Source organism: Streptomyces blastmyceticus (assembly GCF_039521185.1).
Taxonomy (GTDB): domain Bacteria; phylum Actinomycetota; class Actinomycetes; order Streptomycetales; family Streptomycetaceae; genus Streptomyces; species Streptomyces blastmyceticus.
The window spans coordinates 288,773-315,680 of sequence record NZ_BAAABW010000001.1 but is presented as its reverse complement, the minus strand read 5'-3'; the positions used below and the strand labels follow the sequence as shown (position 1 = coordinate 315,680).

Annotated in this window: 19 protein-coding genes; 12 read left to right on the top strand and 7 right to left on the bottom strand. The window is 73.0% G+C overall.

From position 1 onward, the window contains the following. Window positions 1–7 precede the first annotated feature (7 nt). From ABD269_RS01375 to ABD269_RS01365, 3 genes are read right to left on the bottom strand one after another with little or no spacing between them, the layout of a single operon-like run. On the bottom strand, window positions 8–946 hold the full coding sequence (locus ABD269_RS01375; protein WP_344115173.1) for a hydroxymethylglutaryl-CoA lyase: 939 nt from the start codon (window positions 944–946) through the stop codon (window positions 8–10). Further along, complete coding sequence (locus ABD269_RS01370; RefSeq protein WP_344115171.1) at window positions 943–3,084, bottom strand: acetyl/propionyl/methylcrotonyl-CoA carboxylase subunit alpha; 2,142 nt, start codon at window positions 3,082–3,084, stop codon at window positions 943–945. Before ABD269_RS01370 ends, ABD269_RS01375 begins: the two co-directional genes overlap by 4 nt. Before the next feature lie 8 nt (window positions 3,085–3,092). Further along, complete coding sequence (locus tag ABD269_RS01365; RefSeq protein WP_344115169.1) at window positions 3,093–4,709, bottom strand: carboxyl transferase domain-containing protein; 1,617 nt, start codon at window positions 4,707–4,709, stop codon at window positions 3,093–3,095. An 87-nt stretch (window positions 4,710–4,796) separates the two neighbouring features. Between ABD269_RS01365 and ABD269_RS01360 the strand changes: the two genes are divergently transcribed. The 3 genes from ABD269_RS01360 to tesB all read left to right on the top strand — a co-directional run bounded on the left by ABD269_RS01360 (window position 4,797) and on the right by tesB (window position 7,599). Beyond that, window positions 4,797–5,456: an SACE_7040 family transcriptional regulator gene (locus ABD269_RS01360; RefSeq protein WP_344115167.1), complete on the top strand. Its 660-nt coding sequence runs from the start codon at window positions 4,797–4,799 to the stop codon at window positions 5,454–5,456. 77 nt (window positions 5,457–5,533) lie between these two features. Continuing rightward, window positions 5,534–6,691 (top strand): acyl-CoA dehydrogenase family protein, encoded by a 1,158-nt coding sequence (locus ABD269_RS01355; protein WP_344115165.1) that lies wholly within the window; start codon window positions 5,534–5,536, stop codon window positions 6,689–6,691. A 23-nt stretch (window positions 6,692–6,714) separates the two neighbouring features. Continuing rightward, window positions 6,715–7,599: an acyl-CoA thioesterase II gene (tesB, locus tag ABD269_RS01350; RefSeq protein ID WP_301887284.1), complete on the top strand. Its 885-nt coding sequence runs from the start codon at window positions 6,715–6,717 to the stop codon at window positions 7,597–7,599. 173 nt (window positions 7,600–7,772) lie between these two features. Here tesB and ABD269_RS01345 read toward each other — a convergent pair whose 3' ends face one another. Beyond that, a complete protein-coding gene (locus ABD269_RS01345) occupies window positions 7,773–8,549 on the bottom strand; it encodes a phosphatase (RefSeq protein WP_301887285.1) in 777 nt (258 codons plus the stop codon). Window positions 8,550–8,728: 179 nt separating this feature from the next. Here ABD269_RS01345 and speB point away from each other — a divergent pair, with 179 nt between their 5' ends. The 5 genes from speB to ABD269_RS01320 all read left to right on the top strand — a co-directional run bounded on the left by speB (window position 8,729) and on the right by ABD269_RS01320 (window position 18,673). Beyond that, window positions 8,729–9,703, top strand: a complete 975-nt coding sequence (gene speB / locus ABD269_RS01340; RefSeq protein WP_301887286.1) for an agmatinase — start codon at window positions 8,729–8,731, stop codon at window positions 9,701–9,703. A 158-nt stretch (window positions 9,704–9,861) separates the two neighbouring features. Next, window positions 9,862–11,991, top strand: coding sequence for a potassium-transporting ATPase subunit KdpB (gene kdpB, locus ABD269_RS01335; RefSeq protein ID WP_344115160.1), 2,130 nt, complete (start codon window positions 9,862–9,864; stop codon window positions 11,989–11,991). A 104-nt stretch (window positions 11,992–12,095) separates the two neighbouring features. Beyond that, on the top strand, window positions 12,096–13,145 hold the full coding sequence (locus tag ABD269_RS01330) for an esterase-like activity of phytase family protein (RefSeq protein ID WP_344115158.1): 1,050 nt from the start codon (window positions 12,096–12,098) through the stop codon (window positions 13,143–13,145). 128 nt (window positions 13,146–13,273) lie between these two features. Beyond that, the gene (locus tag ABD269_RS01325) at window positions 13,274–17,065 is read left to right on the top strand and encodes an ABC transporter ATP-binding protein (protein ID WP_344115156.1); all 3,792 of its coding nucleotides are present in this window, start codon (window positions 13,274–13,276) and stop codon (window positions 17,063–17,065) included. 180 nt (window positions 17,066–17,245) lie between these two features. Next, window positions 17,246–18,673, top strand: a complete 1,428-nt coding sequence (locus ABD269_RS01320) for a S28 family serine protease (protein ID WP_344115154.1) — start codon at window positions 17,246–17,248, stop codon at window positions 18,671–18,673. A gap of 9 nt (window positions 18,674–18,682) precedes the next feature. On the opposite strand, the gene ABD269_RS01315 is transcribed toward ABD269_RS01320, so the two are convergent. The 3 genes from ABD269_RS01315 to ABD269_RS01305 form a co-directional block, all read right to left on the bottom strand. Further along, window positions 18,683–19,300, bottom strand: coding sequence for a hypothetical protein (locus ABD269_RS01315; protein ID WP_344115151.1), 618 nt, complete (start codon window positions 19,298–19,300; stop codon window positions 18,683–18,685). A gap of 348 nt (window positions 19,301–19,648) precedes the next feature. Continuing rightward, on the bottom strand, window positions 19,649–20,275 hold the full coding sequence (locus tag ABD269_RS01310) for a TetR/AcrR family transcriptional regulator (RefSeq protein ID WP_344115149.1): 627 nt from the start codon (window positions 20,273–20,275) through the stop codon (window positions 19,649–19,651). Window positions 20,276–20,348: 73 nt separating this feature from the next. After that, window positions 20,349–21,149, bottom strand: a complete 801-nt coding sequence (locus ABD269_RS01305; protein WP_344115147.1) for a sugar phosphate isomerase/epimerase family protein — start codon at window positions 21,147–21,149, stop codon at window positions 20,349–20,351. A 91-nt stretch (window positions 21,150–21,240) separates the two neighbouring features. Between ABD269_RS01305 and ABD269_RS01300 the strand changes: the two genes are divergently transcribed. The 4 genes from ABD269_RS01300 to recD2 all read left to right on the top strand — a co-directional run bounded on the left by ABD269_RS01300 (window position 21,241) and on the right by recD2 (window position 26,838). Then, on the top strand, window positions 21,241–22,377 hold the full coding sequence (locus ABD269_RS01300; protein WP_344115145.1) for a Gfo/Idh/MocA family protein: 1,137 nt from the start codon (window positions 21,241–21,243) through the stop codon (window positions 22,375–22,377). Further along, window positions 22,374–23,531: a dihydrodipicolinate synthase family protein gene (locus ABD269_RS01295; RefSeq protein WP_344115143.1), complete on the top strand. Its 1,158-nt coding sequence runs from the start codon at window positions 22,374–22,376 to the stop codon at window positions 23,529–23,531. Before ABD269_RS01300 ends, ABD269_RS01295 begins: the two co-directional genes overlap by 4 nt. Further along, window positions 23,528–24,382, top strand: a complete 855-nt coding sequence (locus tag ABD269_RS01290) for a sugar phosphate isomerase/epimerase family protein (RefSeq protein ID WP_344115141.1) — start codon at window positions 23,528–23,530, stop codon at window positions 24,380–24,382. Before ABD269_RS01295 ends, ABD269_RS01290 begins: the two co-directional genes overlap by 4 nt. A 248-nt stretch (window positions 24,383–24,630) precedes the next feature. Further along, entirely contained in the window at window positions 24,631–26,838 is a 2,208-nt protein-coding gene (gene recD2, locus ABD269_RS01285) for an SF1B family DNA helicase RecD2 (protein ID WP_344115139.1), read from the top strand. The last annotated feature ends 70 nt before the right edge of the window (window positions 26,839–26,908 follow it).

Here is a 26,908-nt window from a genome sequence, read left to right as displayed (position 1 = left end):
ACATGGCTCAGGGCTCCTGGTGGGAGAGGGCACGGACGGTGCGGGACGGGCTGGGGCGGCCCAGCCGGTCGGCCATCCACACGCTGGTGGCGGTGAGCAGGCCGAGGTCGACCCCGGTGTCGATACCGAGGCCGTCGAGCATCCAGACGAGATCCTCGGTGGCGAGATTGCCCGTCGCGCTCTTCGCGTACGGGCAGCCGCCGAGGCCGCCGGCGGAGGCGTCGACCGTGGTCACGCCGTGCCGGAGCGCCGCGAGGGTGTTCGCGAGGGCCTGGCCGTACGTGTCGTGGAAGTGCACGGCGAGCCGGTCGGTCGGCAGCCCGGCGCCGTTGAGCGCGGTCAGCAGTGCGGTGACGTGGCCCGGCGTCGCCACGCCGATCGTGTCCCCGAGGCTCAGCTCGTCACAGCCGAGGTCCAGCAGGCGGCGGCCGACCCGCACCACCTGTTCGACGGGCACGGCCCCTTCCCAGGGGTCGCCGAAGCACATGGACAGATAGCCGCGCACCCGCACGCCCGCCTCGCGGGCCGTGGCCACGACCGGGGCGAACATCTCCAGGGACTCGTCCACCGTGCGGTTGAGATTGGCCTTCGCGAACGACTCGGTCGCGCTGCCGAAGACGGCGATCTCCTTTATGCCCAGCGCGAGGGCGCGGTCCAGGCCGCGCGCGTTGGGCACCAGGACGGGGAGGCGGGCCGCCACCCCGTCGAGCATCGGCACCAGCTGCTCGGCGTCGGCCAGCTGGGGCACCCACTCGGGGCGCACGAAGCTCGTCGCCTCCACGGTGCCGAGCCCGGCGGCGGCGAGGCGGTGGATGAACTCCGCCTTCACCTCGACCGGCACGACCGTCTTCTCGTTCTGCAGACCGTCGCGCGGGCCCACCTCGTGGATCCGCACGCGCGCCGGGAGGCCGGGCTCCGGCACGGCCATGGGCAGTCCCTCGATCATGATTCCTCCCGGGGGGCGACGACGGCCAGGACCTGGTCCATGGCGACCGTGGCACCGGCCGTGACGTCCAGCTCGGTGACGGTGCCGTCGTGCGGGGCGGAGATGACGTGCTCCATCTTCATCGCCTCCACGACGAGCAGGCTCTGCCCCGCGGTCACCTCGTCCCCGACGGCCGCCTTCACGACGGTGACGGTGCCGGGCATGGGCGCGGTGAGGGTGTCGGCCCCGGTGGTGCTCGCGCTGCCGCGCGCGTCTATGGGGTCGTGCTCCCGCACGAGCCAGGTGTCGCCGTCGCGCCCCAGCCAGGTCCCCTCCGGGGAGGGGGTGTGGGTGAAGCGGTGGGTGAGGCCGTCTGTTTCGACGGTGATGTGGCGGGCGTCGACGGTGACGAGCCGGGCGCGTACGGGGGATTTTTCCCCAGTCCCGCCCCTTCCCGAAACCGGGGGCAAGCCCCCGGACCCCCGAGTGGACGGCAGCTCCGCGCCGCCGGGCGAGGCCGGGCCGGCCGGGACCACGGATGGCAGCTCTGCGCTGTCCAGGGCGATCTCGGTGGCTGTTCCGGTGTCGCGCACCCGGAGCGTCACCGGGTCGTGGCCTGCCACGCGGACGTGGTGCGGTGTCCAGGCAGGCTCGCCGCCGAGGCGCCAGCCGGTGGGTACGGAGAAGGGGTCCACCCACGCGGGGGTCCGGGAAGGGGCGGGGCTGGGGAACAACCCCTGCTGCCGCAGCAACCCACCCGCCACGTACACCTCGTCCGGGACGGACGACGCCACGAGCTCCGCCGACGCCCGGTCCACCAGCCCCGTGTCGAGCGCCCCCGACACCACCGCCGGGTGCGCCAGCAGCCGCCGCAGGAAGCCCGCGTTGGTGTCGACGCCCAGCACCACCGTCTCCGCCAGCGCCGCGCGAAGGCGGCGCAGTGCCGTGGCCCGGTCCGGGCCGTACGCGATGACCTTGGCGAGCATCGGGTCGTACGAGGTGCCGACCTCCGTGCCCTCGGAGAGGCCCGAGTCGACGCGCACGCCTTCGCCCGCGGGCTCGCGCAGCAGCCGCACCGTGCCCGCCGACGGCAGGAAGTCGACGCGGTCGCCGCCGACCCGTGCGGTCTCCGCGCAGATGCGGGCCTCGACCGCGTGCCCGGTCAGGGTCACGTCCTCCTGGGCGAGCCCCAGCCGCTCGCCCGCGGCGACCCGCACCTGCCACTCGACCAGGTCGAGCCCGGTGATCAGCTCGGTGACGGGGTGCTCGACCTGGAGGCGGGTGTTCATCTCCATGAAGTAGTACGAGGCGGGGTCGTCGCCCGGCACGATGAACTCGACCGTGCCCGCGCCCGTGTAGCCGCACGAGCGCGCGGCCTGCACCGCGGCCTCGCCCATCGCCGCGCGCGTGGCCGCGTCCAGCAGCGGGGACGGCGCCTCCTCGACGATTTTCTGGTGGCGGCGCTGGAGGGAGCACTCGCGCTCTCCCAGGTGGATGACGTTGCCGTGGGCGTCGGCGAGCACCTGGATCTCGATGTGCCGGGGGCGGTCCACCCAGCGCTCGACGAGCAGCGTGTCGTCGCCGAAGGAGCCGCGCGCCTCGCGCCGGGCGGCGGCGATCTCCTCGCCCAGCAGCGCCTCGTCGCGGACGAGCCGCATGCCCTTGCCGCCGCCGCCCGCGGAGGGCTTCAGCAGGACGGGCATGCCGATCTCGCGGGCCGCGGCGGTCAGTTCGGCGTCGCTCAGCCCGCTCCCGGAGGAGCCGGGGACGACGGGCACGCCCGCCGCCAGGACCGTCTCCTTCGCGCGGATCTTGTCGCCCATGAGCGAGATCGCGTCGGCGGGCGGGCCGATGAAGACCAGGCCCGCGTCCGCGCACGCCCGGGCGAAGCCCGCGTTCTCGGCGAGGAAGCCGTAGCCGGGGTGGACGGCCTGCGCGCCGGTCCTGCGGGCCGCCTCCAGCAGCCGCTCGACGGACAGATAGCTCTCGGCGGCGGCCGCCGGGCCGATCCGCACGGCCGTGTCGGCCTCCCGTACGTGCCGGGCGTCGGCGTCCGCGTCGCTGAACACGGCGACGGAGCGGATGCCGAGCGCGCGCAGCGTACGGATGACCCGTACGGCGATCTCGCCTCGGTTGGCGACAAGGACAGTGTCGAACATGCTCCGCCTCACATCCGGAAGACGCCGTAGCCGGGCTCACCCAGCGGGGCGTTGGCACAGGCCGTCAGCGCCAGGCCCAGCACCTGACGGGTCTCCAGCGGGTCGATGACGCCGTCGTCCCACAGCCGGGCCGTCGCGTAATAGGCGTTCCCCTGGGTGTCGTACTGCTCGCGGATCGGGGCCTTGAACTCCTCCTCGGCCGCCGCCGGCCACTCCTCGCCGCGCGCCTCCAGCTGGTCGCGCTTGACGGTCGCGAGGACGGACGCGGCCTGCTCGCCGCCCATCACGGAGATCTTGGCGTTGGGCCACATCCACAGGAAGCGCGGCGAATAGGCGCGCCCGCACATCGAGTAGTTGCCCGCGCCGTACGAACCGCCGATGACGACCGTCAGCTTGGGGACACGCGTGCAGGCGACCGCCGTCACCATCTTCGCGCCGTGCTTGGCGATGCCGCCCGCCTCGTACTGCCGGCCGACCATGAAGCCCGAGATGTTCTGCAGGAAGACCAGGGGGATGCCGCGCTGGTCGCACAGCTCGATGAAGTGGGCGCCCTTCTGGGCGGATTCGGAGAAGAGGATGCCGTTGTTGGCGACGATGCCCACCGGGTGGCCGTGGATCCGGGCGAAGCCGGTCACCAGCGTCTGCCCGAACTCGGCCTTGAACTCCGCGAACCGCGAGCCGTCCACCACGCGCGCGATGACCTCGCGCACGTCATAGGGCGTGCGGGAGTCCACCGGGACCGCCCCGTACAGCCCGGCCGGGTCGGCCTTGGGCTCCTCGACCGGCTCCACCGGCCAGGGCAGCGCACCGCGCTCCGGCAGGGTGGAGACGATCGTTCGCACGATCCGCAGGGCGTGCGCGTCGTCCTCGGCGAGGTGGTCGGTGACGCCGGAGACCCTGGAGTGGACCTCGCCGCCGCCCAGCTCCTCCGCGGTGACGACCTCGCCGGTGGCGGCCTTCACCAGCGGCGGGCCGCCCAGGAAGATCGTGCCCTGGCCGCGCACGATGACCGCCTCGTCGCTCATCGCGGGCACGTACGCGCCACCGGCCGTGCAGGAGCCCAGGACCGCGGCGATCTGCGGGATGCCCGCGCCGGACATCCGCGCCTGGTTGTAGAAGATCCGGCCGAAGTGGTCGCGGTCGGGGAAGACCTCGTCCTGCATGGGCAGGAACGCGCCGCCGGAGTCCACGAGATACAGGCACGGGAGCCGGTTCTCCAGGGCGATCTCCTGCGCGCGCAGGTGCTTCTTCACCGTCATCGGGTAATACGTGCCGCCCTTGACGGTGGCGTCGTTGGCGACGATCACCGCCTCGCGCCCGGACACCCGGCCGATCCCCGCGATCACGCCCGCCGCCGGGGCGGCCCCGCCGTACATCCCCTCGGCCGCCAGCGGTGCGAGCTCCAGGAACGGCGACCCCGGGTCCAGCAGGGCGTCGACCCGGTCGCGCGGCAGCAGCTTGCCGCGGGCGGTGTGCCGCGCCCGCGCCTTCTCGCCGCCGCCCAGCCGCGCCGCGGCGAGCCGCTCCCGCAGCCCCGCGGACAGCTCGCGGTGCGCCGCCTCATTGGTCCGCCAGGAGTCGGACGCGGGATCCGCGGCGCTTCCCAGCACCGGTGCCTGCTGCATGTACTCGAGCTCCCTTGCTCGGTTAATGAGCGTTAACACATTGCCTTCAGGTTAACGACCACTAACGCCGCTGTCTAGAATCGATTTGTGAACAACGCAGCCACCCGCACGTCAGCCGCCCCCAACCGCCGTGCGCAGATCCTGGAGGAGGCCGCCCGCCTCTTCGCCGAGCGCGGCTTCCACGGGGTCGGCGTCGACGAGATAGGGGCGGCCGTCGGCATCAGCGGGCCCGGCCTCTACCGTCACTTCGCGGGCAAGGACGCGATGCTCGCCGAGCTGCTGGTCGGCATCAGCGAGCGGCTCTTCGCGGGCGGCCGCAAGCGGGTCGCCGAGGCCGTGGCGGCGGGCGGCGGACCGGCCGCCGTGCTGGACTCGCTCATCGACGGCCACATCGACTTCGCCCTCGACGACCGCGCGCTGATCACGCTCCACGACCGCGAGCTGGGCCAGCTGCGCGACAGCGACCGCAAGCAGGTGCGCTCCCTCCAGCGGCAGTATGTGGAGCTGTGGGTCGACGTCGTCCGCACCCTGCACCCGGACGCCGTGGAGGCCGAGGCGCGCGCCGCCGTGCACGCCGTCTTCGGCCTGCTCAACTCCACGCCCCACCTCGGCCGCCCCGGCGCGCTCCCCGGCCGCACGGCCACCGCGGCCCTCCTGCGCCGCCTGGCGCTGGGCGCGCTCGCGGCCCTCTCGGACGGCCCGCCGGCCCGCGAGGACGGGCACGCGGCCTCTGGACAGTCCCGGTGACCGCCGGGTAACTTTCGCCCTGAGCAAGCGCTTAGTCGATACGCACACTGGGTTGATACGCATACGGGGGGATGGCCATGCGGCGGACTGTGTACGGCGAGGACCACGAGGCGTTCCGGGAGACCATCCGCGACTTCGTCGCCGCGGAGGTCGTGCCGTTCTACGAGCAGTGGCGCGAAGCCGGTGCCGCGCCGCGCGAGTTCTACAAGAAGCTCGGCGAGCTGGGCGTCTTCGGCATCGAGGTGCCCGAGGAGTACGGCGGTGCCGGTGAGCACAGCTTCAAGTTCCACGCCGTCGTCGCCGAGGAGTGCGCCCGCGCGGGCGTCAGCTTCGGCGGCAGCAGCGTGCACACCGCGCTGTGCCTGCCCTACCTCCTGAAGTACGCCACCGAGGAGCAGAAGCGGCGCTGGCTGCCGTCCTTCGTCTCCGGCGACATGATGACCGCCATCGCCATGACCGAGCCGGGCACCGGCTCCGACCTGGCCGGCATGAAGACCACCGCGAAGCTCTCCGAGGACGGCACGCACTACGTCCTCAACGGCGCGAAGACCTTCATCACCGGCGGTGTGCTCGCCGACCGCGTGCTCGTCTGCGCCCGCACCGCGCCGCCCACCCCCGAGGACCGGCGCTCGGGCATCTCCATCCTCGTCGTCGACACCTCCTCCGAGGGCTACGCGGTCGGCCGCAAACTGGAGAAGCTCGGCCTGCACGCCTCCGACACCGCCGAACTCTCCTTCAGCGACGTCAAGGTGCCCGTCGAGGACCTCCTCGGCGAGGAGGGCAAGGCGTTCGGCTACCTCGGCCACAACCTCCCGCAGGAGCGGCTCTACATCGCCGTCGGCGCGTACGCCCAGTCCGCCGCGGCCGTCGAGTTCGCCAAGGCGTACGTGAAGGACCGCACGGTCTTCGGGCAGTCCGTCGCGGCGTTCCAGAACACCAAGTTCGTGCTCGCCGACTGCAAGTCCGAGGTCGACGCCATGGAGGCGGTCGTGGACCGCGCCCTGGAGGCCCACGACGCGGGCGAGCTGACCGCCGCCGACGCCGCCTCCGCGAAGCTCTTCACCACCGAGCGCGCCGCCGTCGTCATCGACAAGTGCCTCCAACTGCACGGCGGCTACGGCTACATGATGGAGTACCCCATCGCCCGCCTGTACGCGGACACCCGCGTCAGCCGGATCTACGGCGGTACGAGCGAGGTCATGCGCTCCATCATCGCCAAGTCCATGGGCCTGTAGCGGCCGGCAGGACCCAGACGCCGATGAACGAGCCCCTTACGCCCCTGGACGACCTGCTCACCGTGCTCGACCCCGAGCAGATCGAGCGGGACATCTTCCGCGGCACCAGCCGCCCTTCGCTGGTGCCGCGCGTCTTCGGCGGCCAGGTCGCCGCACAGGCCCTGGTGGCCGCCGGGCGCACGGTCCCCGAGGACCGGCTCCCGCACTCCCTGCACTCCTACTTCCTGCGCCCCGGCGACCCCGAGGTGCCCATCGTCTACACCGTGGACCGCATCCGCGACGGCCGGTCCTTCACCACCCGCCGGGTCGTCGCCGTCCAGCACGGCCGGCCGATCTTCCACCTCTCCGCGTCCTTCCAGACGCACGAGGAGGGACTGGAGCACCAGGAGCCCATGCCGGCCGCGCCGGACCCGCTCTCCCTGCCCACCGCGGCCGAGATGCTCCCCCGCCACGCGCACCGCTTCGCCGACCCGCAGCTGCTGGACCGGCTGCTCGACGCCCGCGCGGCGGTCGACCTGCGCTACGCGGACGAGCCGCCGTTCGCCAAGGTGGGGGAGCCCCGCGAGGCAAAGTCGCAGGTTTGGTTCCGGACGAACGGCAAACTGGCGGACGATCCGCTGCTGCACATCTGCCTGGCCACCTATGTCTCCGACATGACCCTCCTGGACTCCGTGCTGCTCGCACACGGCCGTGGCGGCTGGGCCGTCGGCGACGTCGTCGGGGCGAGCCTGGACCACGCGATGTGGTTCCACCGGCCGTTCCGTGCGGACGAGTGGCTGCTGTACGACCAGGAGAGCCCTTCCGCTTCCGGCGGGCGGGCGCTGGCCCGGGGCCGCATCTTCACGGAGAGCGGCGCGCTGGCGGTATCGGTGATCCAGGAGGGCCTGGTGCGAGTCCCGCGGGGCTGACCTCGGTTTTGTTCCCCAGCCCCGCCCCTTCCCGAACTGGGGCTCGTGCCCCAGACCCCCGGCTGCGGGTCCGTTGCCGCCTGCGGCGGGAGCTCCCCCAGCTACCGCTGGGAGGTGCCCCCAGCGGGCGCGTCCTCAAACGCCGGACGGGCTGAATTTGCGCACCCCGCCCCCTACAGGCCCGCCGCCGCCAGCAAGTACGCCGTCACCGGCTCGTAGAACCGCGGATCCACCACATGGTCGTCCAGCGGCACGGCCACCCGCAGCACCCCCTCCGCCTCCGCCAGGAAGAGCGCCGGGTCGTTGCTGTCCGCGTAGCCCACCGTCTCGATGCCGCGCTGCGCCGCGCAGCCCGCCCAGCCGTGGTCGGCGACGACCAGGTCGGGCAGCGGGCTCCCCTCCCGTGCGAGGGCGTCGAGGATGGTGGCCATCGGCGCGGGGGAGTGCGTGTGCCACAGCGTCGCCCCGCCCTCGAACACCGCGACGTCCGCGAACTGGCAGACCACACCGTCGTCGGCCCGCAGCCCGCCGGGGATGCGGACGATCTCGCAGCCCGCCGCGCGCAGCGCCTTCGCCGTCGTGTGGTGCACGTCCAGCAGCCCGCCCGGGTGCCCGGTCGCGAGGAGCACCCGCTGCCGCCCCTCGGCTGCCTTGCGCAGCACCGTCGCCATGCGCTCCAGGGCGTCGACCGTGAGCTCCGGGTCGATCGTGTCCTGGCCGGAGCGGTGGGCGAGGTCGTCGCTGACGCCGCAGCGCTCCGCCATCACGGCCAGCACGTCCTGCTCGTCCGTCCAGCGGTCGCCCAGCTCCAGGCCCAGCCAGTGGCGCCGGTCGCCGGACGCGAGCTTGCGGTAGTGGTCGAGGTTGTTCTCGCGCGGGGTCGCCACGGCGCCCGCGATGCGCGTACGGACGAGGTGGTCGATCAATGCGGCACGGCTCGGTATCGGCATGCGGCTCATTCTCTCCCCCGACGATTTTTCGATGGACGCGATGTCCATATGGCGGGGCCGGACCCCTTCAGTACGTACATGTGCGGAATCCGCCGCCCTGCCTACCCTCGGGTACGTCCACAGCCGCCGCCCCGACGTTGATTCGACCGTAACGCGTCCGTGATTCGAGAGGCTCCAGAATGAGCACCACCCCCGCCCCCCGTGAACCGCGCGGCCCCGTCGACTCCTCCCGGATCCCGCGCTACGCGGGCCCGGCGACCTTCGCCCGCCTGCCGCGCCTGGACGAGGTCGGCACCGCGGACGTCGCCGTCGTCGGCGTGCCCTTCGACTCGGGCGTCTCCTACCGGCCGGGTGCCCGCTTCGGCGGCAACGCCATCCGCGAGGCCTCGCGCCTCCTGCGCCCGTACAACCCGGCGCAGGACGCCTCCCCCTTCGCGCTCGCGCAGGTCGCCGACGCCGGTGACATCGCCGCGAACCCGTTCAACATCAACGAGGCCGTGGAGACCATCGAGGCCGCGGCCGACGACCTGCTCGGCACCGGCGCCCGGATGATGACCCTGGGCGGCGACCACACCATCGCGCTGCCGCTGCTGCGCTCGGTCGCCAAGAAGCACGGCCCGGTGGCGCTGCTGCACTTCGACGCGCACCTGGACACCTGGGACACGTACTTCGGCGCGGAGTACACGCACGGCACGCCGTTCCGCCGGGCCGTCGAGGAGGGCATCCTCGACACGTCCGCGCTGTCCCACGTCGGCACGCGCGGCCCGCTGTACGGCAAGAAGGACCTCACCGACGACGAGAAGATGGGCTTCGGCATCGTCACGTCCGCCGACGTCATGCGGCGCGGCGTCGACGAGATCGCCGACCAGCTCCGCCAGCGCGTCGGCGACCGCCCGCTGTACATCTCGATCGACATCGACGTCCTGGACCCGGCCCACGCCCCGGGCACGGGCACGCCGGAGGCGGGCGGCCTGACCTCCCGCGAGCTGCTGGAGATCATCCGCGGCCTGTCCTCCTGCAACCTGGTCTCGGCGGACCTGGTCGAGGTGGCCCCGGCGTACGACCACGCGGAGATCACGTCGGTGGCGGCGTCGCACACGGCGTACGAGCTGACGACGATCATGTCCCGCCAGATCGCGGCAGCGCGAGGCTGACCCCCGGGGGGCCTACGCCCCGGCCTCACCCGGCGGAAAGCGCGTAAAGGCCCCGTCAGACCCCCGCCGGCAGGCGACAAGGGTTCGTCAGGACATCCGCGCGCCCCCCGCCCGGCCGATTGGGTGAGGTGATCATTCACCTCACCCAAAGGCCCCTGATGCTGCACCTGGTCCCCGAGCAGGACACCACCCCGCCCCCCGCCGCCAGGCAACGGCACAGGGCCGTGGCAGGCGGTGCCATCGACCCCAAGCAGCTGCTCGCGTCCCTCCCGGACGCCGTGCGGAAGCTGCATCCGCGGGTGATGGTCAGGAACCCCGTGATGTTCGTGGTCGAGGTCGGCTCGGTGCTCACCACGCTCTCCGCCGTGCTGGACCCGTCCGTCTTCACCTGGCTGATCAGCGGCTGGCTCTGGCTCACCGTCATCTTCGCCAACCTCGCCGAGGCCGTCGCCGAAGGCCGCGGCAAGGCGCAGGCGGAGACCCTGCGCCGCACGCGCTCCACCATCGTCGCCCGGCGGCTGCAGACCTGGCGGGTGGGCATGGACCGGCGCGACTGGGAGGAGCGGCAGGTGCCCGCCGCCGAGCTGCGGCCGCACGACGTCGTGGTCGTCGAGGCGGGCGGGACCGTGCCGGGCGACGGCGAGGTCGTCGAAGGGGTCGCCGCCGTGGACGAGTCGGCGATCACGGGGGAGTCCGCGCCGGTGATCCGGGAGTCCGGCGGCGACCGGTCGGGCGTCACGGGCGGCACGAAGGTGCTCTCCGACCGCATCGTCGTACGGATCACCTCCCGCCCCGGCCACACCTTCCTCGACCGCATGATCGCCCTGGTCGAGGGCACCAGCCGGCAGAAGACCCCCAACGAGCTGGCGCTCAACATCCTGCTCGCCTCGCTCACCGTGATCTTCATCCTGGCCGTGGTCTCGCTCCAGCCCATGGCCGACTGGGCGGGCGCCCCGCAGACGATCACCGTGCTGGTCGCCCTGCTGGTGACCCTGATCCCCACCACCATCGGCGCGCTGCTCTCCGCGATCGGCATCGCCGGGATGGACCGGCTCGTCCAGCGCAACGTCCTCGCCCTGTCGGGGCGTGCCGTCGAGGCAGCGGGCGACGTCAACACCCTGCTCCTGGACAAGACCGGCACCATCACCCTCGGCAACCGGGAGGCGGCCGCCTTCGTCCCCGTCCAGGGCGTCCCGCACGACCTCCTGGCCGACGCCGCCCAGCTCTCCTCGCTGGCCGACGAGACGCCCGAGGGCCGCTCCGTCGTCGTCCTCGCCAAGCGGTACGGGATCCGGGAGCGCGACGAGGGCGAGCTGGCGCACGCGTACTTCGTGCCGTTCTCCGCGCAGACGCGCATGAGCGGCGTCGACTTCGCCTGGGGGGACGAGATCTGCCGCATCCGCAAGGGCGCGGGCAACGCCGTGGTGCAGTGGGTCGCCGCGCGCGGCGGCAGCGTGCCCACCGACGCCCGCTGGATCGTCGACTCCATCGCGGCCGGCGGCGGCACCCCGCTGCTGGTGGCCGTCGAGGACCGCGACGGCGCCCGCGTCCTGGGCGCGATCCACCTCAAGGACATCGTCAAGCCCGGCATCGCCGAGCGCTTCGCCGCCCTGCGCAGCATGGGCATCAAGACCGTCATGGTCACCGGCGACAACCCGCTGACCGCCAAGGCGATCGCCGCCGAGGCCGGCGTCGACGAGTTCATCGCCGAGGCCACCCCCGAGCAGAAGCTGGCCCGCATCCGGGAGGAACAGGCGGGCGGCAACCTCGTCGCCATGACCGGCGACGGCACCAACGACGCCCCGGCCCTCGCCCAGGCGGACGTCGGCGTCGCCATGAACACCGGCACCTCCGCCGCCAAGGAGGCCGGGAACATGGTCGACCTGGACTCCAGCCCCACCAAGCTCATCGACATCGTCGAGGTGGGCAAGCAGCTGCTCATCACCCGCGGGGCGCTCACCACGTTCTCGATCTGCAACGACGTCGCGAAGTACTTCGCGATCGTCCCCGCGATGTTCAGCGGGGTCACCGGCTACGAGGGCCTGGAGAAGCTCAACGTCATGGGCCTGCACAGCTCCACCTCGGCCATCGCCTCGGCGATCATCTTCAACGCCCTCGTCATCGTCGCCCTGATCCCCCTCGCCCTGCGCGGCGTCCGCTACGTCCCCTCCACCGCGCACGCGCTGCTGCGCCGCAACCTGCGCGTGTACGGACTGGGCGGGCTCGTCGCGCCGTTCGCCGGGATCAAGGCCATCGACCTGCTGCTCCAGCTCGTCCCCGGTATGTGAACCGGACGTTCACCGCCAGTTCCGGCAACATCGTTCCCGCCCGGAGCGAGGGCCTCTACCGTCGGCAGCAGTCGAAGACCGCCGATCCCCAGGAGGCCCCGCCCGTGCGTATCCGACCCGCGCTCGCCGCCGCCACCGCCGCACTGGCGGCGGCCACCTGTCTGACCGCCACCGGCCCGGCCCAGGCGCACGGCCCGTCGCGCGCCTGCTCGCCGTACGCCCGGATCGACGGCTTCTCCGACGGTCTCGACAAGACCACGTTCCAGGGCGCGTTCGTGGGCAACCTCTCGGCGCTCGCGGTCGACCGGGACGGCACGGTCGCCGCCCTCTCCGACCGGTCGCAGCTGTTCTCCCTGGACGTACGGAAGGGGCCCACGGCCAAGCCCGTACGGGTCGTGCCGCTCGCCGACGAGAAGGGCGCCGAGCTCGACTCCGAGGCGCTCGTCGTCGACCGCGACGGCACCCGTCTGATCACTTCCGAGACCGAGCCGTCGGTCCGCCGCTACGACGCCTCCGGCAAGCTCCTCGGCAGGCTGCCCGTCCCCGACGCGCTGCGGGTCGCCCCCGCCGGGCGCGCCCGCCCCAACCTCACCTTCGAGGGCCTCGCCCTGCAGCCCGGCGGCCGCACCCTCATAGCGTCCATGGAGGGCCCGCTCACCGGTGACGGGCCGGACGCCGCCGGACACCCGCTCGTACGCTTCCAGAGCTGGCAGCGGCACGGCGCGGGGGACTTCCGCCTCGCCCGGCAGTACGCCTACCCCGTCGACGCGGGCCTCGGCGTCTCCGAGGCCACCGCCACGGGCGACGGCCGCCTGCTCGTCCTGGAGCGCGGCTTCACGCCGGGAGTCGGCAACACGGTGCGGCTGTACGTCGCGGACCTCCGGGGCGCGAGCGACGTGAGCGACGTCCCGGCGCTGCCGGGCACGGGCGTGCGGCCGGTGCGCAAGACGCTGGTCGCGGACATCGGGGCGTGCCCTTCGCTGGGCGCGACGGCGAAGCAGCCGCAGCGGAATCCGCTGCTGGACAACATCGAGGGGACGGCGGTGCTGGGGCGCGCGCCGGGCGGCCGTCTGCGCCTCCTGCTGGTGAGCGACGACAACCAGAACCCCGTGCAGGTCACTCGGCTGTACGCCTTGACGGTCCGGCTGCCGTAACCGGGGCTGCGCCCGGGGAGCGCGCTGCGCCCTGCGCGCGCCCCCAAATTGTTGCAGCGGGATGAAATCCGCAGTCCAGCGCGTTGGGCCCTCCGGACGAGAAACGTGGGGACAACGGGAGGTCTCGGGTGGGAACGACGGATACAAGCGGTCAAGGATGGGCCCGGCGCCTCGCAGGTCACTGCTGGCGCTACCGCCGCACCGTGCTGCTCGCGCTCGGGTCCTCCCTCGCCGGCATGGCCGTCATGGCGCTCGTCCCCCTCATACCCAAGCTGATCATCGACGACGTCATAGGCGCGCAGGACCGCCCGCTGGCCCCCTGGGCGACGCTCCTGATCGTCGCCGCGGTCGTCGTCTACGGCCTCACCTACCTCCGCCGCTACTACGGCGGGCGCCTCGCCCTCGACGTCCAGCACGACCTGCGGACCGAGATGTACGCGTCGATAGCCCGGCTCGACGGCAGGCGGCAGGACGAGCTCTCCACCGGCCAGGTCGTCGGCCGCGGCACCAGCGACCTCCAGCTGGTGCAGAGCCTCCTCTTCATGCTGCCGATGATGATCGGCAACATCCTGCTGTTCGTGATCTCGCTGGCCGTCATGGTCTTCCTGTCGCCGCTGCTCACGGTCATCGCCCTCGCCGTCGCACCGGCGCTGTGGTTCCTGGCGAAGCGCAGCCGCACCAAGCTCTTCCCGGCCACCTGGTACGCCCAGGGCCAGGCCGCGGCGGTCGCGGGCGTCGTGGACGGCGCGGTCACGGGCGTACGCGTCGTCAAGGGCTTCGGCCAGGAGGCGCAGGAGGCCGGGAAGCTGCGCGAGGTCAGCCGCCGGCTGTTCGCCGGGCGGCTGCGCACCGTGCGGCTCAACTCCCGCTACACCCCGGCCCTCCAGGCCGTACCGGCCCTCGGCCAGGTCGCGATGCTGGCCGTCGGCGGCTGGATGGCCACGCGCGGGCAGATCACCCTCGGCACGTTCGTGGCCTTCTCGACCTACCTGTCGCAGCTCGTCGGGCCCGTACGGATGCTCACCATGATGCTGACCGTCGGCCAGCAGGCCCGCGCCGGAGTGGAGCGCGTCTTCGAGCTCATCGACACCGAGCCGGTGCTCGAGGAGCGCCCCGGCGCCCACGCGCTGCCCGAGGACGCGCCCGCCACCGTCGAGTTCGACGGCGTCACCTTCGGCTACGACCCGGAGCGGCCCGTCCTGGACGACTTCTCCCTGCGCATCGAACCCGGCGAGACCGTCGCCGTCGTCGGCACCTCCGGCAGCGGCAAGTCCACCGTCTCGCTGCTCCTGCCGCGCTTCTACGACGTCACCGGCGGCGCGGTACGGGTCGGCGGCCACGACGTGCGCGACCTGACGCTGCCCTCGCTGCGGGCGGCCATCGGGCTGGTGCCGGAGGACAGCTTCCTCTTCTCCGCCCCGATCCGCGACAACATCGCCTACGGGCACCCGGACGCCACCGACGAGGAGATACGGGCCGCGGCGCGCGCCGCACAGGCCGACGGCTTCATATCCGAACTGCCCGACGGCTACGCCACCGAGGTCGGCGAACAGGGCCTGACCCTCTCCGGCGGCCAGCGCCAGCGCGTGGCGCTCGCCCGCGCCATCCTCACCGACCCCCGCCTGCTGCTCCTGGACGACGCGACCTCCGCGGTCGACGCGCGCGTGGAGCACGAGATCCACGAGGCCCTGCGCGGGGTCATGGCGGGCCGCACGACCCTCCTCATCGCCCACCGCGCGTCCACCCTGGCGCTCGCCGACCGCATCGCCGTCCTCGACGGCGGCCGGCTCGCCGACATCGGCACGGCGGAGGAGCTGGAGAGCCGCTGCGAGCTGTACCGCAGACTGCTCACCGACCCGGAGGAGCTGGCGGGCGTGACGAAGGACCCCGCGGGCCTGGCCCCGGGCCCCGACGCCCCGGTCCTCGGCGCCGCGCCCCTCGCCCTCGCGGGAGCCTTCGGCGGGGAGGCGTCGGCCACCGGCCTGGCCGACGCGCTGCCCGCCCCCCGCACCGCGTCCAAGCGGACCGTCGTCGACGGCGTCACCCCGTCCCTCTGGGTCCGCAAGGACACCGACGGGACCGCCGACATCGCAGGGATGCCTGCCACACCCGAACTGCTCGCCAAGGTCGCCGCGCTGCCGCCCGCGACCGACACCCCCGACGTCGACGAGGAGCGCGCCGCGCGGCCGGAGGAGTCGTACGGCCTGCGGCAGCTCCTGCGGGGCTTCGGGGCGCCGCTCGCGCTGGCCCTGCTGCTGGTGGCCGTGGACGCCGGCGCCGGGCTGCTGCTGCCCATCCTGATCCGGCACGGCATCGACCAGGGCGTCCAGCGGCTGGCCCTCGGCGCCGTCTGGGCGGCCTCCGGGCTCGCGCTGCTGGTCGTGGCCGGGCAGTGGGCCGCACAGTTCGCCGAGACCCGGCTGACCGGCCGCACGGGCGAGCGCGTGCTCTACGCGCTGCGCGTGAAGATCTTCGCCCAGCTCCAGCGGCTCGGGCTCGACTACTACGAGCGCGAGCTCACCGGCAAGATCATGACCCGGATGACGACGGACGTGGACGCCCTGTCGTCCTTCCTCCAGACCGGCCTGATCACCGCCGTCGTCTCCGTCCTCACCTTCTTCGGCATCCTCGTCGCCCTGCTGGTCCTCGACGTCCAGCTGGCCCTCGTCGTCTTCGCGACCCTGCCGCTGCTGATCGTCGGCACGGTGGTCTTCCGCAGGCAGAGCGTCAAGGCGTACGAGCTCGCCCGCGAGCGCGTCGGCGTCGTCAACGCCGACCTCCAGGAGAGCGTGGCCGGGCTGCGCATCGTGCAGGCGTTCCGCCGCGAGGCGACCGGCGCCCGGCGGTTCGCGGAGCGCAGCGACGGCTACCGCCGGGCGCGGGTGCGCGGCCAGTGGCTGATCTCGGTCTACTTCCCGTTCGTCCAGCTGCTGTCGTCCGTCGCGGCGGCCGCGGTGCTGATCGTGGGCGCGGGCCGGGTGGGCGACGGCACGCTGACGGCGGGCGCGCTGGTGGCGTACCTGCTCTACATCGACCTGTTCTTCGCGCCTGTGCAGCAGCTGTCGCAGGTCTTCGACGGCTACCAGCAGGCGACGGTCTCCCTCGGCCGGGTGCAGGGCCTGCTGCGCGAGCCCACCACGACCCCGGTGGCCGCCGAGCCGCGCGAGGTGCGGGAGCTGCGCGGCGAGATCGCCTTCGACGGGGTGGACTTCCACTACGGCACCGGGGAGCTGGCCCTGACCGGCATCGACCTCACCATCCCCGCCGGGCAGACCGTGGCGTTCGTCGGCGAGACGGGCGCGGGCAAGTCCACGCTGGTCAAGCTGGTGGCGCGGTTCTACGACCCGTCGTCCGGCGCCGTGCTCGTGGACGGCCGCGACCTGCGCGAGCTGGACCCCACCGGCTACCGGCACCGGCTCGGCGTCGTCCCGCAGGAGCCCTATCTCTTCCCCGGCACGGTGCGCGACTCCATCGCGTACGGCCGCCCCGACGCCACCGACGCCGAGGTCGAGGCCGCGGCGCGGGCCGTGGGCGCGCACGGGATGATCGCCGGGCTGGAGGACGGCTATCTGCACCGGGTCACCGAGCGCGGCCGCAACCTCTCCGCCGGGCAGCGGCAGTTGATCGCCCTGGCGCGCGCGGAGCTGGTCGACCCGGACATCCTGCTCCTGGACGAGGCGACCGCCGCGCTGGACCTGGCCACCGAGGCCCTGGTCAACCAGGCCACGGACCGGCTGGCGGGCACGCGCACGACCCTGGTCGTCGCCCACCGCCTCACCACGGCGGCCCGCGCGGACCGCGTGATCGTGCTCTCCGACGGCCGCGTGGCGGAGGACGGCACGCACGACGAACTGCTCGCCAGGGACGGCCGCTACGCGGAGCTCTGGCGCACGTTCACAGGGGCGGCGATCGCCGCCTGACGGCGCCGGCGCGCCTCAAGTACGCGACCGGCCCGGCGGTTGGCCCGAGATCCGGGCAACAGCCGGGCCGGTCGCGTACTTGAGGGCAACCGCCGCACACGTGACGCAAGACGCCGGAGACAAATACCCGCCCGCCCAGGTAAGTTCGCCGCGACCTATGCGAACCCAAGGGGAGGGCGAATGCGCAAGGTACTCAGATGGCTGTTGGCGCTGACGGTGCTCATGAGCACCATCGGCATCGGGGCGGCGACCACGGCCACCGCGGCGACCACAGAGCCGGACATCAAGCAACGCATCCTCGACATTCCGGGAATGAACTTCGTCGAGGAGAAGCCCTATGACGGCTACCGCTACCTCGTCCTGACCTACGACCAGCCCGTGGACCACCGCGACCCGTCCAAGGGCACCTTCAAGCAGCGCTTCACCCTGCTGCACAAGTCCACGGACCGCCCGACCGTGTTCTTCACCTCCGGCTACAACGTCAACACCAGCCCCGGCCGCAGCGAGCCGACCCGGATCGTCGACGGCAACCAGGTGTCGCTGGAGTACCGTTTCTTCACCCCGTCCCGCCCGCAGCCCGCCGACTGGTCCAAGCTCGACATCCGGCAGGCGGCCGACGACCAGCACCGCCTCTTCCAGGCGCTCAAGCCGGTCTACCGCAAGAACTGGCTGGCCACCGGCGGCAGCAAGGGCGGCATGACGGCGACGTACTACCGCCGCTTCCACCCGCAGGACATGGACGGCACCGTCGCCTACGTCGCGCCCAACGACGTCAACGACGCCGAGGACTCGGCCTATGACCGTTTCTTCGCGAACGTCGGCGACAAGGCATGCCGCACCCAGCTCTACTCCGTGCAGAAGCAGGCACTGGTGCGCCGTGACGAGATCGTCGCCCGCTACCAGAAGTGGGCCGACGCCAACAGCAGGACGTTCAAGGTCGTCGGCAGCGCCGACAAGGCGTACGAGAACGTCGTCCTCGACCTGGTGTGGTCGTTCTGGCAGTACCACCTCCAGAGCGACTGCGCGACCGTGCCCGCGACCAGCGCCTCCACCGACGACCTCTACAAGTTCGTCGACACCATCTCCGGCTTCGACAGCTACACCGACCAGGGCCTGGAGAAGTACACGCCGTACTACTACCAGGCGGGCACCGAGCTCGGGTCGCCCACCGTCAAGACCCCGCAGCTCAAGGGCCTGCTGCGGTACCCCGGGATCAACACCCCGCGCAATTACGTCCCGCGGGACATCCCGATGAGGTTCCACCCCGGTGTGATGGCCGACATCGACCGCTGGGTCCGCAAGGACAGCGAGCGGATGCTCTTCGTCTACGGCCAGAACGACCCGTGGAGCGGTGAGCCGTTCACCCTCGGCAGGAACGCGGCGGCGCGCCACGACTTCCGCTTCTACGCCCCCGGCGGCAACCACGGCTCGAACATCGCCCAACTCGTCGCCGACGAGCGGGCGAAGGCCACGGCCGAGGTGCTCCAGTGGGCGGGCGTGGCTCCCAAGGCCGTGCTGCAGGACGCGTCCCACGCCAAGCCCCTCGCGCCGTACGACGCGAAGCTCGACCGCCCGGTCGTCGAGCGGCAGCAGAGCCTGCGGCCGTAACGGCGGGCGTCAGGACAGGCGGCGGGCGCACCCGACGGGTGCCTCGCCGCCCACCTGCACATAGAGATCCGTCGACGGCGGGCACGCGGCGCGCGTGGTGACCTCGTCGATCACCCGGTACTCCGGCGCGTGCGCCCCCGAGCCGTCGCACGCGGTCTCCTTCACCACCCCGTCCCGCTGGGTGTAGACGCAGTCGCCGGTCACCGTCAGCGGGCCGCCGCCCTGCCCCGGGTCGCCCGGGTGCGGCGGCCGGAGGTAGCGCATGCAGGCGTATCCCTCCGGCGAGCTCTCCTTCTCCGAGTCGCCCTGGTCCACCGCCGTGATGTGCAGGACGAAGTCCGTGGCGGCCGGGCAGCGCGGGCCGCTCGCCTGCGGGCCGTTGTAGCGGGCGAGGACGCGCGCGGCGGCACGGGCGTCCGCGCAGTCGACCTCGGTGTACGACTCGTGGCCCCCGCCCGCGCACGCGTCCTCGGCCAGGAACTCCGGCCGCTCCCCGGAGCGGGGCGGCGACGGCGGCGGGGTGACGACCGAGCCGGCCCGCTGCGGCGCGTGGCAACCGGACAGCGCCACCGGCCCCGTGAGCCCCATGAGTGCGAGCAGCGCGCCCGGCAGAGCGCGATGGCGCATGCTGTCCCCCGTCCGTCCTTCCACGCGCTCCAGCGTGCTGCCTGGAACCGGCGTGCGCCAGACGCGTGGGGCGCGTACGGAGGGAGGGAACGGAGCGTGTGCGGGGCGCACGGTACGGCCCGTACGCGGGAGCGTGCGGTCATCACCCGCGCGCCCGGGGTGCGGAGGGCCACCGCCGGCGCCGTGAAGGGGGGTGCGCCGGCGGCGGTGCCGTCGGGAAGCAGGGCGGCGGAGAGGGAGTTCAGCGACGCGATCGGTGGCGTACGCCGATACCGCGCTGCGGTGCCCCGACGGCGGCACGCCCCTTGGACGGGCGGTGCCCCGCGGCGGTTCCGTGCGGGGCGCGCGTTAGCCGAGCGCGCGCCGCTTGGTGCCGAGCCGGGCCGGCAGCCGCCGGGTGAGCAGCCGCGCGCGGGGGGCGAGCCGCCGGGCCATCGCGAACACCGACTCCGTGCGCGAGCGGTCGGAGTCCAGCACGGTGAAGAGGTTGACCCCCAGATAGAACGTGATCGCCGCGTTGGCCAGGTCGCGCGGCGGGGTCAGCCGGGCCAGCGGGGTGCCCCCGATGACGCGCTCCAGCGTCTCCTCGACGAAGGCTATCCACGGCTCCGCCCGCACCTTGATCTCGTCCCGCAGCTCCGGCTTGGCGACGGCGGCGGCGACGAGCTCGGAGAAGAGGGTCAGGTGCCCGGCGTCGATGTCGTGCCGGTAGACGCGGGTGCCCGCCTCCACGAGGTCCTCGAGGGTGCGGCAGCCGGTGACGGCGTCCGAGAGCACGGCCATCCGCTCGGCGGACGACCGGTCGAGCGCGGCGAACAGCAGCGGGTCGACACCGCCGAAGTGATAGAAGACCAGAGCCGAGTTGACCCCGGCCTCCTTGGCGATCGTCCGCGCGCTGGACCTGCCGTAGCCCTGCGTCCTCAGTACGGTGCCCGCCGCGTCGATCAGCCGTTCCTTGGTGTCCTCCACCGCCATGTGCAGCCCTCTCGCCAGGGCTGATCATACGGTTCGCGCGGTGACCGGCTCCGGCCGAGTGGCCGGTCGGAGGTCACGGCGCCGCACCCGACAGTAGGCCCTCCACGTACGCCCGCCCCGGGCCCATCAGCTGCGCGAAGTCGGCCGCCTCCGGGTGCCACCGGCGCTCGTACTCCCAGCACAGCCACCCGTCCCAGCCCGCCCGGCCGAGGACGTCCACGCAGCCGCCCAGCGGCAGCACGCCCGTGCCCAGCGGCAGCGGGGCCGTGTCGTCGGGGGAGGCGACGTCCTTGAGCTGGACGTAGCCCAGGTGCGGGGCGAGGGCGGGGAAGCTGACGGCCGGGGTCTCGCCGCCCAGCCAGGTGTGGAGGACGTCCCAGAGTGCGCCGACGTTGGGGTGGCCCACGGGGCCCAGGACGCGCGCGACGTCCCGGGCCCGGCGGTGGGAGTCGTGGGTCTCCAGGAGGACGTGGACGCCCAGGTCCGCCGCGAGCGGCGCCACCGCGCCGAGCCGGCGCGCGGCGTCCGCGTCCGCCTCGGCGGCGGGGCGGTCCGCGCCGCCGGGGAACACGCGGGCGTAGCGCGCGCCGACGTCGGCCGCCAGCCGGATCAGCCCGTTCAGAGCGTCGAACACCGCTTCGTCCGGCTCCGGGGAGGCCACCCGGACGTACCCGGCGACGCCCAGGATCTCCACCCCCGCCGCCGCGAACGCGGCCACCGCACCGGCCCGCTCCCGCGGCCCCGTCCCGGGGTGCAGGGGCTCTTCGGGGTGGGCCCGTAGCTCGACGCCGTCATAGCCGTGCGCGTGGGCGAGGCGGGCCACCTCCGGGAGGGGCATACCGGGCACTCCGAGAGTGGAAAAGGCGAGTTTCATGGGGACCGGGTTCCCCGGCGGCGTCCGGGAAATGCTTCCCGTACGGCAGAAGGGGGTGACCGGAACGGACACCAGAGCCTTACGGATAGCCATGAACGGTGTCACCGGACGCATGGGACACCACCAGCACCTCGTCCGCTCGATCCTCGCGCTGCGCGAGCAGGGCGGCATCGACGTCGGCGACGGCACCCGGCTGTGGCCGCAGCCCGTCCTCGTCGGACGCAGCGAACACAAGCTCAGAGCACTCGCCGGGCGCTACGGACTGGACGCGTGGACCACCGACCTCGACACCGTCCTCGGCGACCCGGCGATCGACATCTACTTCGACGCGCAGGCCACCCGCGAGCGGGAGGCCGCCCTGCACAAGGCCATCGACGCGGGCAAGCACGTCTACTGCGAGAAGCCCACCGCCCTCGACCACGGCGGCGCCCTCGTCCTCCACCGACGGGCCGTCGCCGCGGGCGTCAAGCACGGCGTCGTCCAGGACAAGCTGTTCCTCCCGGGCATCCGCAAGCTGAAGCGGCTGCTCGACGGCGGCTTCTTCGGCCGGGTGCTGTCCGTCCGCGGGGAGTTCGGCTACTGGGTCTTCGAGGGCGACTGGCAGCCCGCCCAGCGGCCCTCCTGGAACTACCGCGACCCGGACGCGGGCATCACCGCCGACATGTTCCCGCACTGGGAGTACGTCCTGCGCGAGCTGTTCGGCCCCATCAGGTCCGTACAGGCGCACCTGGCGACGCACATCCCGCGCCGCTGGGACGAGCACGGCGTGCCGTACGAGGCGGCCGCCGACGACGCCGTCTACGCGATCATGGAGCTGGAGGGCGGGATCGTCGCCCAGCTCAACTCCTCCTGGGCGGTGCGGGTGCACCGTGGCGAACTGCTGGAGTTCCAGGTCGACGGCACCGAGGGCTCGGCCGTCGCGGGCCTGCGGAACTGCCGCGCGCAGCACCGCTCCGCCACCCCGCGGCCCGTGTGGAACCCCGACGTCCCGGTGACCGAGGACTTCCGCGCCCAGTGGCAGGAGGTCCCGGACAACGGGGAATCCGGGGAGGGCGGCAACGCCTTCAAGGCGCAGTGGGAGCTCTTCCTGCGCCATGTCGCCCTGGACGAGCCCTGGCACTTCGGCCTGGACGCGGGCGCGCGCGGCGTACGGCTGGGGCTGCTGGCCCGGGACTCCGCCCGGGACGGCCGCAGACGGAGCCTCGGCATCGCCGGGGGCGCACCGTGATCCGGCTGCCCGACGCCCGCGGCGCCCTGCGCCCGTACGCACCCCGGAAGCGGCCGCTGGAGCTCGTGGCGGGGAGCGGACCGCCCGCTTCCCGCATGCTCTTCGCCGCCGCCCACATCGTCGCCGACCCGTACGGCGACACCACGCCCTACGGCCCCGCCGACCTCGACTGGGACGCCACCCTCGCCTTCCGCCGCCACCTGTGGGCGCACGGGCTCGCCGTCGCCGAGGCCATGGACACCGCCCAGCGCGGCGCGGGCCTGGACTGGCCACGGGCGGCCGAGCTGATACGGCGCTCCGCCGCCGAGGCGCGCGCCGTGGGCGGCCGGATCGTCTGCGGGGCGGGCACCGACCAGCTCACGCCCCCGTACGGCACGCTGGAGGACGTCACGGCGGCCTACGAGGAGCAGCTGGACGTGGTGGAGGCGCACGGCGCCCAGGCCGTCGTCCTGGCCTCCCGCGCCCTCGCGGCCGTCGCCACCGGACCGGACGACTACCGGGAGACGTACGGGCGCCTCCTGAGCCAGACGTCGGGGCCCGTGATCCTGCACTGGCTCGGCCCGGTCTTCGACCCCGCCCTGGAGGGCTACTGGGGCGACGACGACCTGGACGGCGCGGCGCGGACGCTCCTCGACATCGTCCACGCCCACCGGGAGAAGGTCGACGGCGTGAAGGTGTCCCTGCTGGACGCGGGGCGCGAACGCGCCCTGCGCAGGCGGCTGCCCGCCGGGGTGCGCTGCTTCACGGGGGACGACCTGCACTATCCCGAGCTGATCGAGGGGGACGCGCAGGGCCACAGCGACGCGCTCCTCGGGGTGTTCGACCCGCTGGGGCCGCTCGCCGTGGACGCCGCGCGGCGGCTCGACTCCGGTGACCGGCAGGGCTTCCGGGAGCGGCTGGACCCGGCCGTCGCGCTGTCCCGGCACCTCTTCGAACCGCCCACGCGCGCGTACAAGACCGGTGTCGTCCTGCTGGCCTGGCTCGCGGGCCACCAGGAGCACTTCACGATGGCCGGCGGCCTGCACGCCGCGCGCTCCCTGCCGCACCTGGCGCGCGCCTACGAACTGGCCGACGAGCTGGGCCTGTTCCCCGACCCGGATCTCGCGGAGGACCGGATGGCGCGGCTGCTGGCGCTGCACGGGGCGGGGCCGTGACGGCCCCCGCGCGGTTCAGTCTCAACCAGCAGACCGTGCGGCAGTGGTCCCTGCCCGAGCTCGCGGCGGGCTGCGCGGCGGCCGGGGTGCGCCGGGTGGGGCTGTGGCGCGGGCCCGTGCGGGAGTACGGGGCCGAGGCCGCCGCCCGCCTGGTGCGGGACGCAGGACTGACCGTCAGCAGCCTGTGCCGGGGCGGCTTCCTGACCGCCGCAGACCCCGCCGGCCGGGCGGCGGCGCTGGCCGACAACCGGGCGGCCGTCGAGGAGGCGGCCACGCTGGGCACCGGCACGCTCGTCCTGGTCGCGGGCGGCCTGCCGCCGGGCTCCCGGGACCTGCCGGGCGCGCGCGAGCGGGTCGCCGACGCACTGGCGGAGCTCGGGCCGTACGCGGCCGGGTGCGGGGTCCGGCTCGCGATCGAGCCGCTGCACCCGATGTACGCCTCCGACCGCTGCGTCGTGTCGACCCTGCGTCAGGCCCTCGACCTGGCCGAGCGCTTCCCGGCCGACCAGGTGGGCGTGGTGGTCGACACCTACCACCTGTGGTGGGACGACACCGTGGCCGGACAGCTCGTACGGGCCGGGGAGGGCGGCCGGATCGCGGCCTTCCAGCTCGCCGACTGGGTCACCCCGCTGCCGGAAGGCGTGCTGCTGGGGCGGGGGCAACTGGGGGACGGATGCGTGGATCTGCGGTGGTTCCACGAGCGGGCCGGGGCCGCCGGATACCGGGGGCCGGAGGAGGTGGAGATCTTCCAGCCGGGGCTGTGGGCGCGGGACGGCGCGGCGGTGCTGGCGGAGGTGCTGGATCGTTACGAGCGGTATGTGCTGGGGATACCCGCGGTAACGGGTAAGTGATCGTTCCCGGTTCGGGTAACGGAACGATAACTCCTTGAAGGCGGTGCAACCCTTTCGCGGTCCAGTGGGTCGTAACTTGCATCGGGCTTCCTGGGGAGGGATCCGGGGGGATTTCAGAGGAAGCCGGTTTCAGGGGGGTGCCCGAGGGGCCCGGTCGTCGGACCGGGCCCCTCGGCTTGTCCCGTGGGCCTCGGGGGAGTTATCCACAGCCCCGAACGCCTGTCGTACCCCGGCGGTACCGTCGGGTCATGGTGAACATGGCAGTGGTCGAAGGGGTCCTGGAGCGGATCACCTACGCCAATGAGGAGAGCGGCTATACGGTCGCCCGCGTCGACACCGGCCGCGGCAGCGGCGATCTCCTCACGGTCGTCGGCTCCCTGCTCGGCGCGCAGCCGGGGGAGTCGCTGCGGATGGAGGGCCGCTGGGGCTCCCACCCGCAGTACGGCCGCCAGTTCACCGTCGAGAACTACACGACGCTGCTCCCCGCCACGATCCAGGGCATCCGCCGCTATCTGGGCTCCGGCCTCATCAAGGGCATCGGCCCGCGCATCGCGGACCGCATCACCGAGCACTTCGGCACCGACACCCTGGACGTCATCGAGAAGGACCCCAAGAGGCTGATCGAGGTGCCCGGCCTCGGCCCCAAGCGGACGAAGATGATCGGCGCCGCCTGGGAGGAGCAGAAGGCCATCAAGGAGGTCATGGTCTTCCTCCAGGGCGTCGGCGTCTCCACCTCCATCGCCGTGCGGATCTACAAGAAATACGGCGACGCCTCCATCTCCGTGACCCGCCATCAGCCCTACCGGCTGGCCGCCGACGTCTGGGGCATCGGCTTCCTGACCGCCGACCGCATCGCCCAGGCCGTCGGCATCCCGCACGACAGCCCCGAGCGCGTCAAGGCCGGTCTGCAGTACGCCCTTTCGCAGTCCACCGACCAGGGGCACTGCTACCTCCCCGAGGAGAAGCTGATCGCCGACGCCGTCAAGCTCCTCCAGGTCGACACCGGGCTCGTCATCGACTGCCTCGCCGAGCTCGCCGGCGACGAGGAGGGCGTGGTCCGCGAGAGCGTCCCCGGCCCCGACGGCGAGCCCGTCACCGCCGTCTACCTCATCCCCTTCCACCGCGCCGAGCTCTCCCTCGCCGCCCAACTGACGCGGCTGCTGCGGACCGAGGACGACCGGCTGGCCGCCTTCCGGACCGTCGAGTGGGACAAGGCGCTGGCCTGGCTCGCGGACCGCACGGGCGCGGAGCTGGCCCCCGAGCAGCAGCAGGCGGTCCGGCTCGCGCTCTCCAGCAAGGTCGCAGTCCTCACCGGCGGGCCGGGCTGCGGCAAGTCCTTCACCGTCCGCTCGGTGGTCGAGCTGGCCCGCGCCAAGAAGGCCAAGGTCGTGCTCGCCGCCCCCACCGGGCGGGCCGCCAAGCGGCTCTCCGAGCTCACCGGCGCCGAGGCGTCCACCGTGCACCGCCTCCTGGAGCTCAAGCCCGGCGGCGACGCCGTGTACGACAAGGACCGCCCGCTGGACGCCGATCTGGTGGTGGTCGACGAGGCGTCCATGCTCGATCTGCTGCTGGCCAACAAGCTCGTCAAGGCCGTGGCCCCGGGCGCCCACCTGCTGCTCGTCGGCGACGTCGACCAGCTGCCGTCCGTGGGTGCAGGGGAGGTGCTCCGCGACCTCCTCGCGCCCGGCAGCCCCGTCCCCGCCGTGCGGCTCACCCGCATCTTCCGGCAGGCGCAGCAGTCCGGCGTGGTCACCAACGCCCACCGCATCAACTCCGGTGTGCCGCCCATCACTCAGGGTCTGGCCGACTTCTTCCTCTTCCCCGAGGAGGACACCGAGGAGGCGGGCCGGCTCACCGTGGAGGTGGCGGCCAGGCGCATCCCTGCGAAGTTCGGCCTCGACCCCCGCCGCGACATCCAGGTGCTGGCCCCCATGCACCGCGGCCCGGCCGGCGCCGGGAACCTCAACGCACTGCTCCAGCAGGCGATCACGCCCGCCCGCCCCGGCCTCGCGGAGCGCCGATTCGGCGGCCGGGTCTTCCGCGTCGGCGACAAGGTCACCCAGATCCGCAACAACTACGAGAAGGGGGAGAACGGCGTCTTCAACGGCACGGTGGGCGTGGTCACCGCCCTGGACGAGGTCGAGCAGCGCCTCACCGTGCGCACCGACGAGGACGAGGAGGTCGGCTACGACTTCGACGAACTCGACGAACTCGCCCACGCCTACGCGGTGACCATCCATCGCTCGCAGGGCAGCGAGTATCCGGCGGTGGTGATCCCCGTCACCACCGGCGCCTGGATGATGCTCCAGCGCAATCTCCTCTATACCGCCGTGACCCGGGCAAAGCGCCTGGTGGTCCTGGTGGGCTCCCGCAAGGCCCTCGGCCAGGCCGTGCGCACCGTTTCCGCAGGCCGCAGATGTACGGCCCTGGATCACCGGCTGGGGAGGGGCGCCTGAGGGAGTGACGCACATGGCATTCGTCCCCAGACGGTTTACCAACCGGGGCGAACGGGGCAGTATGGCCAGG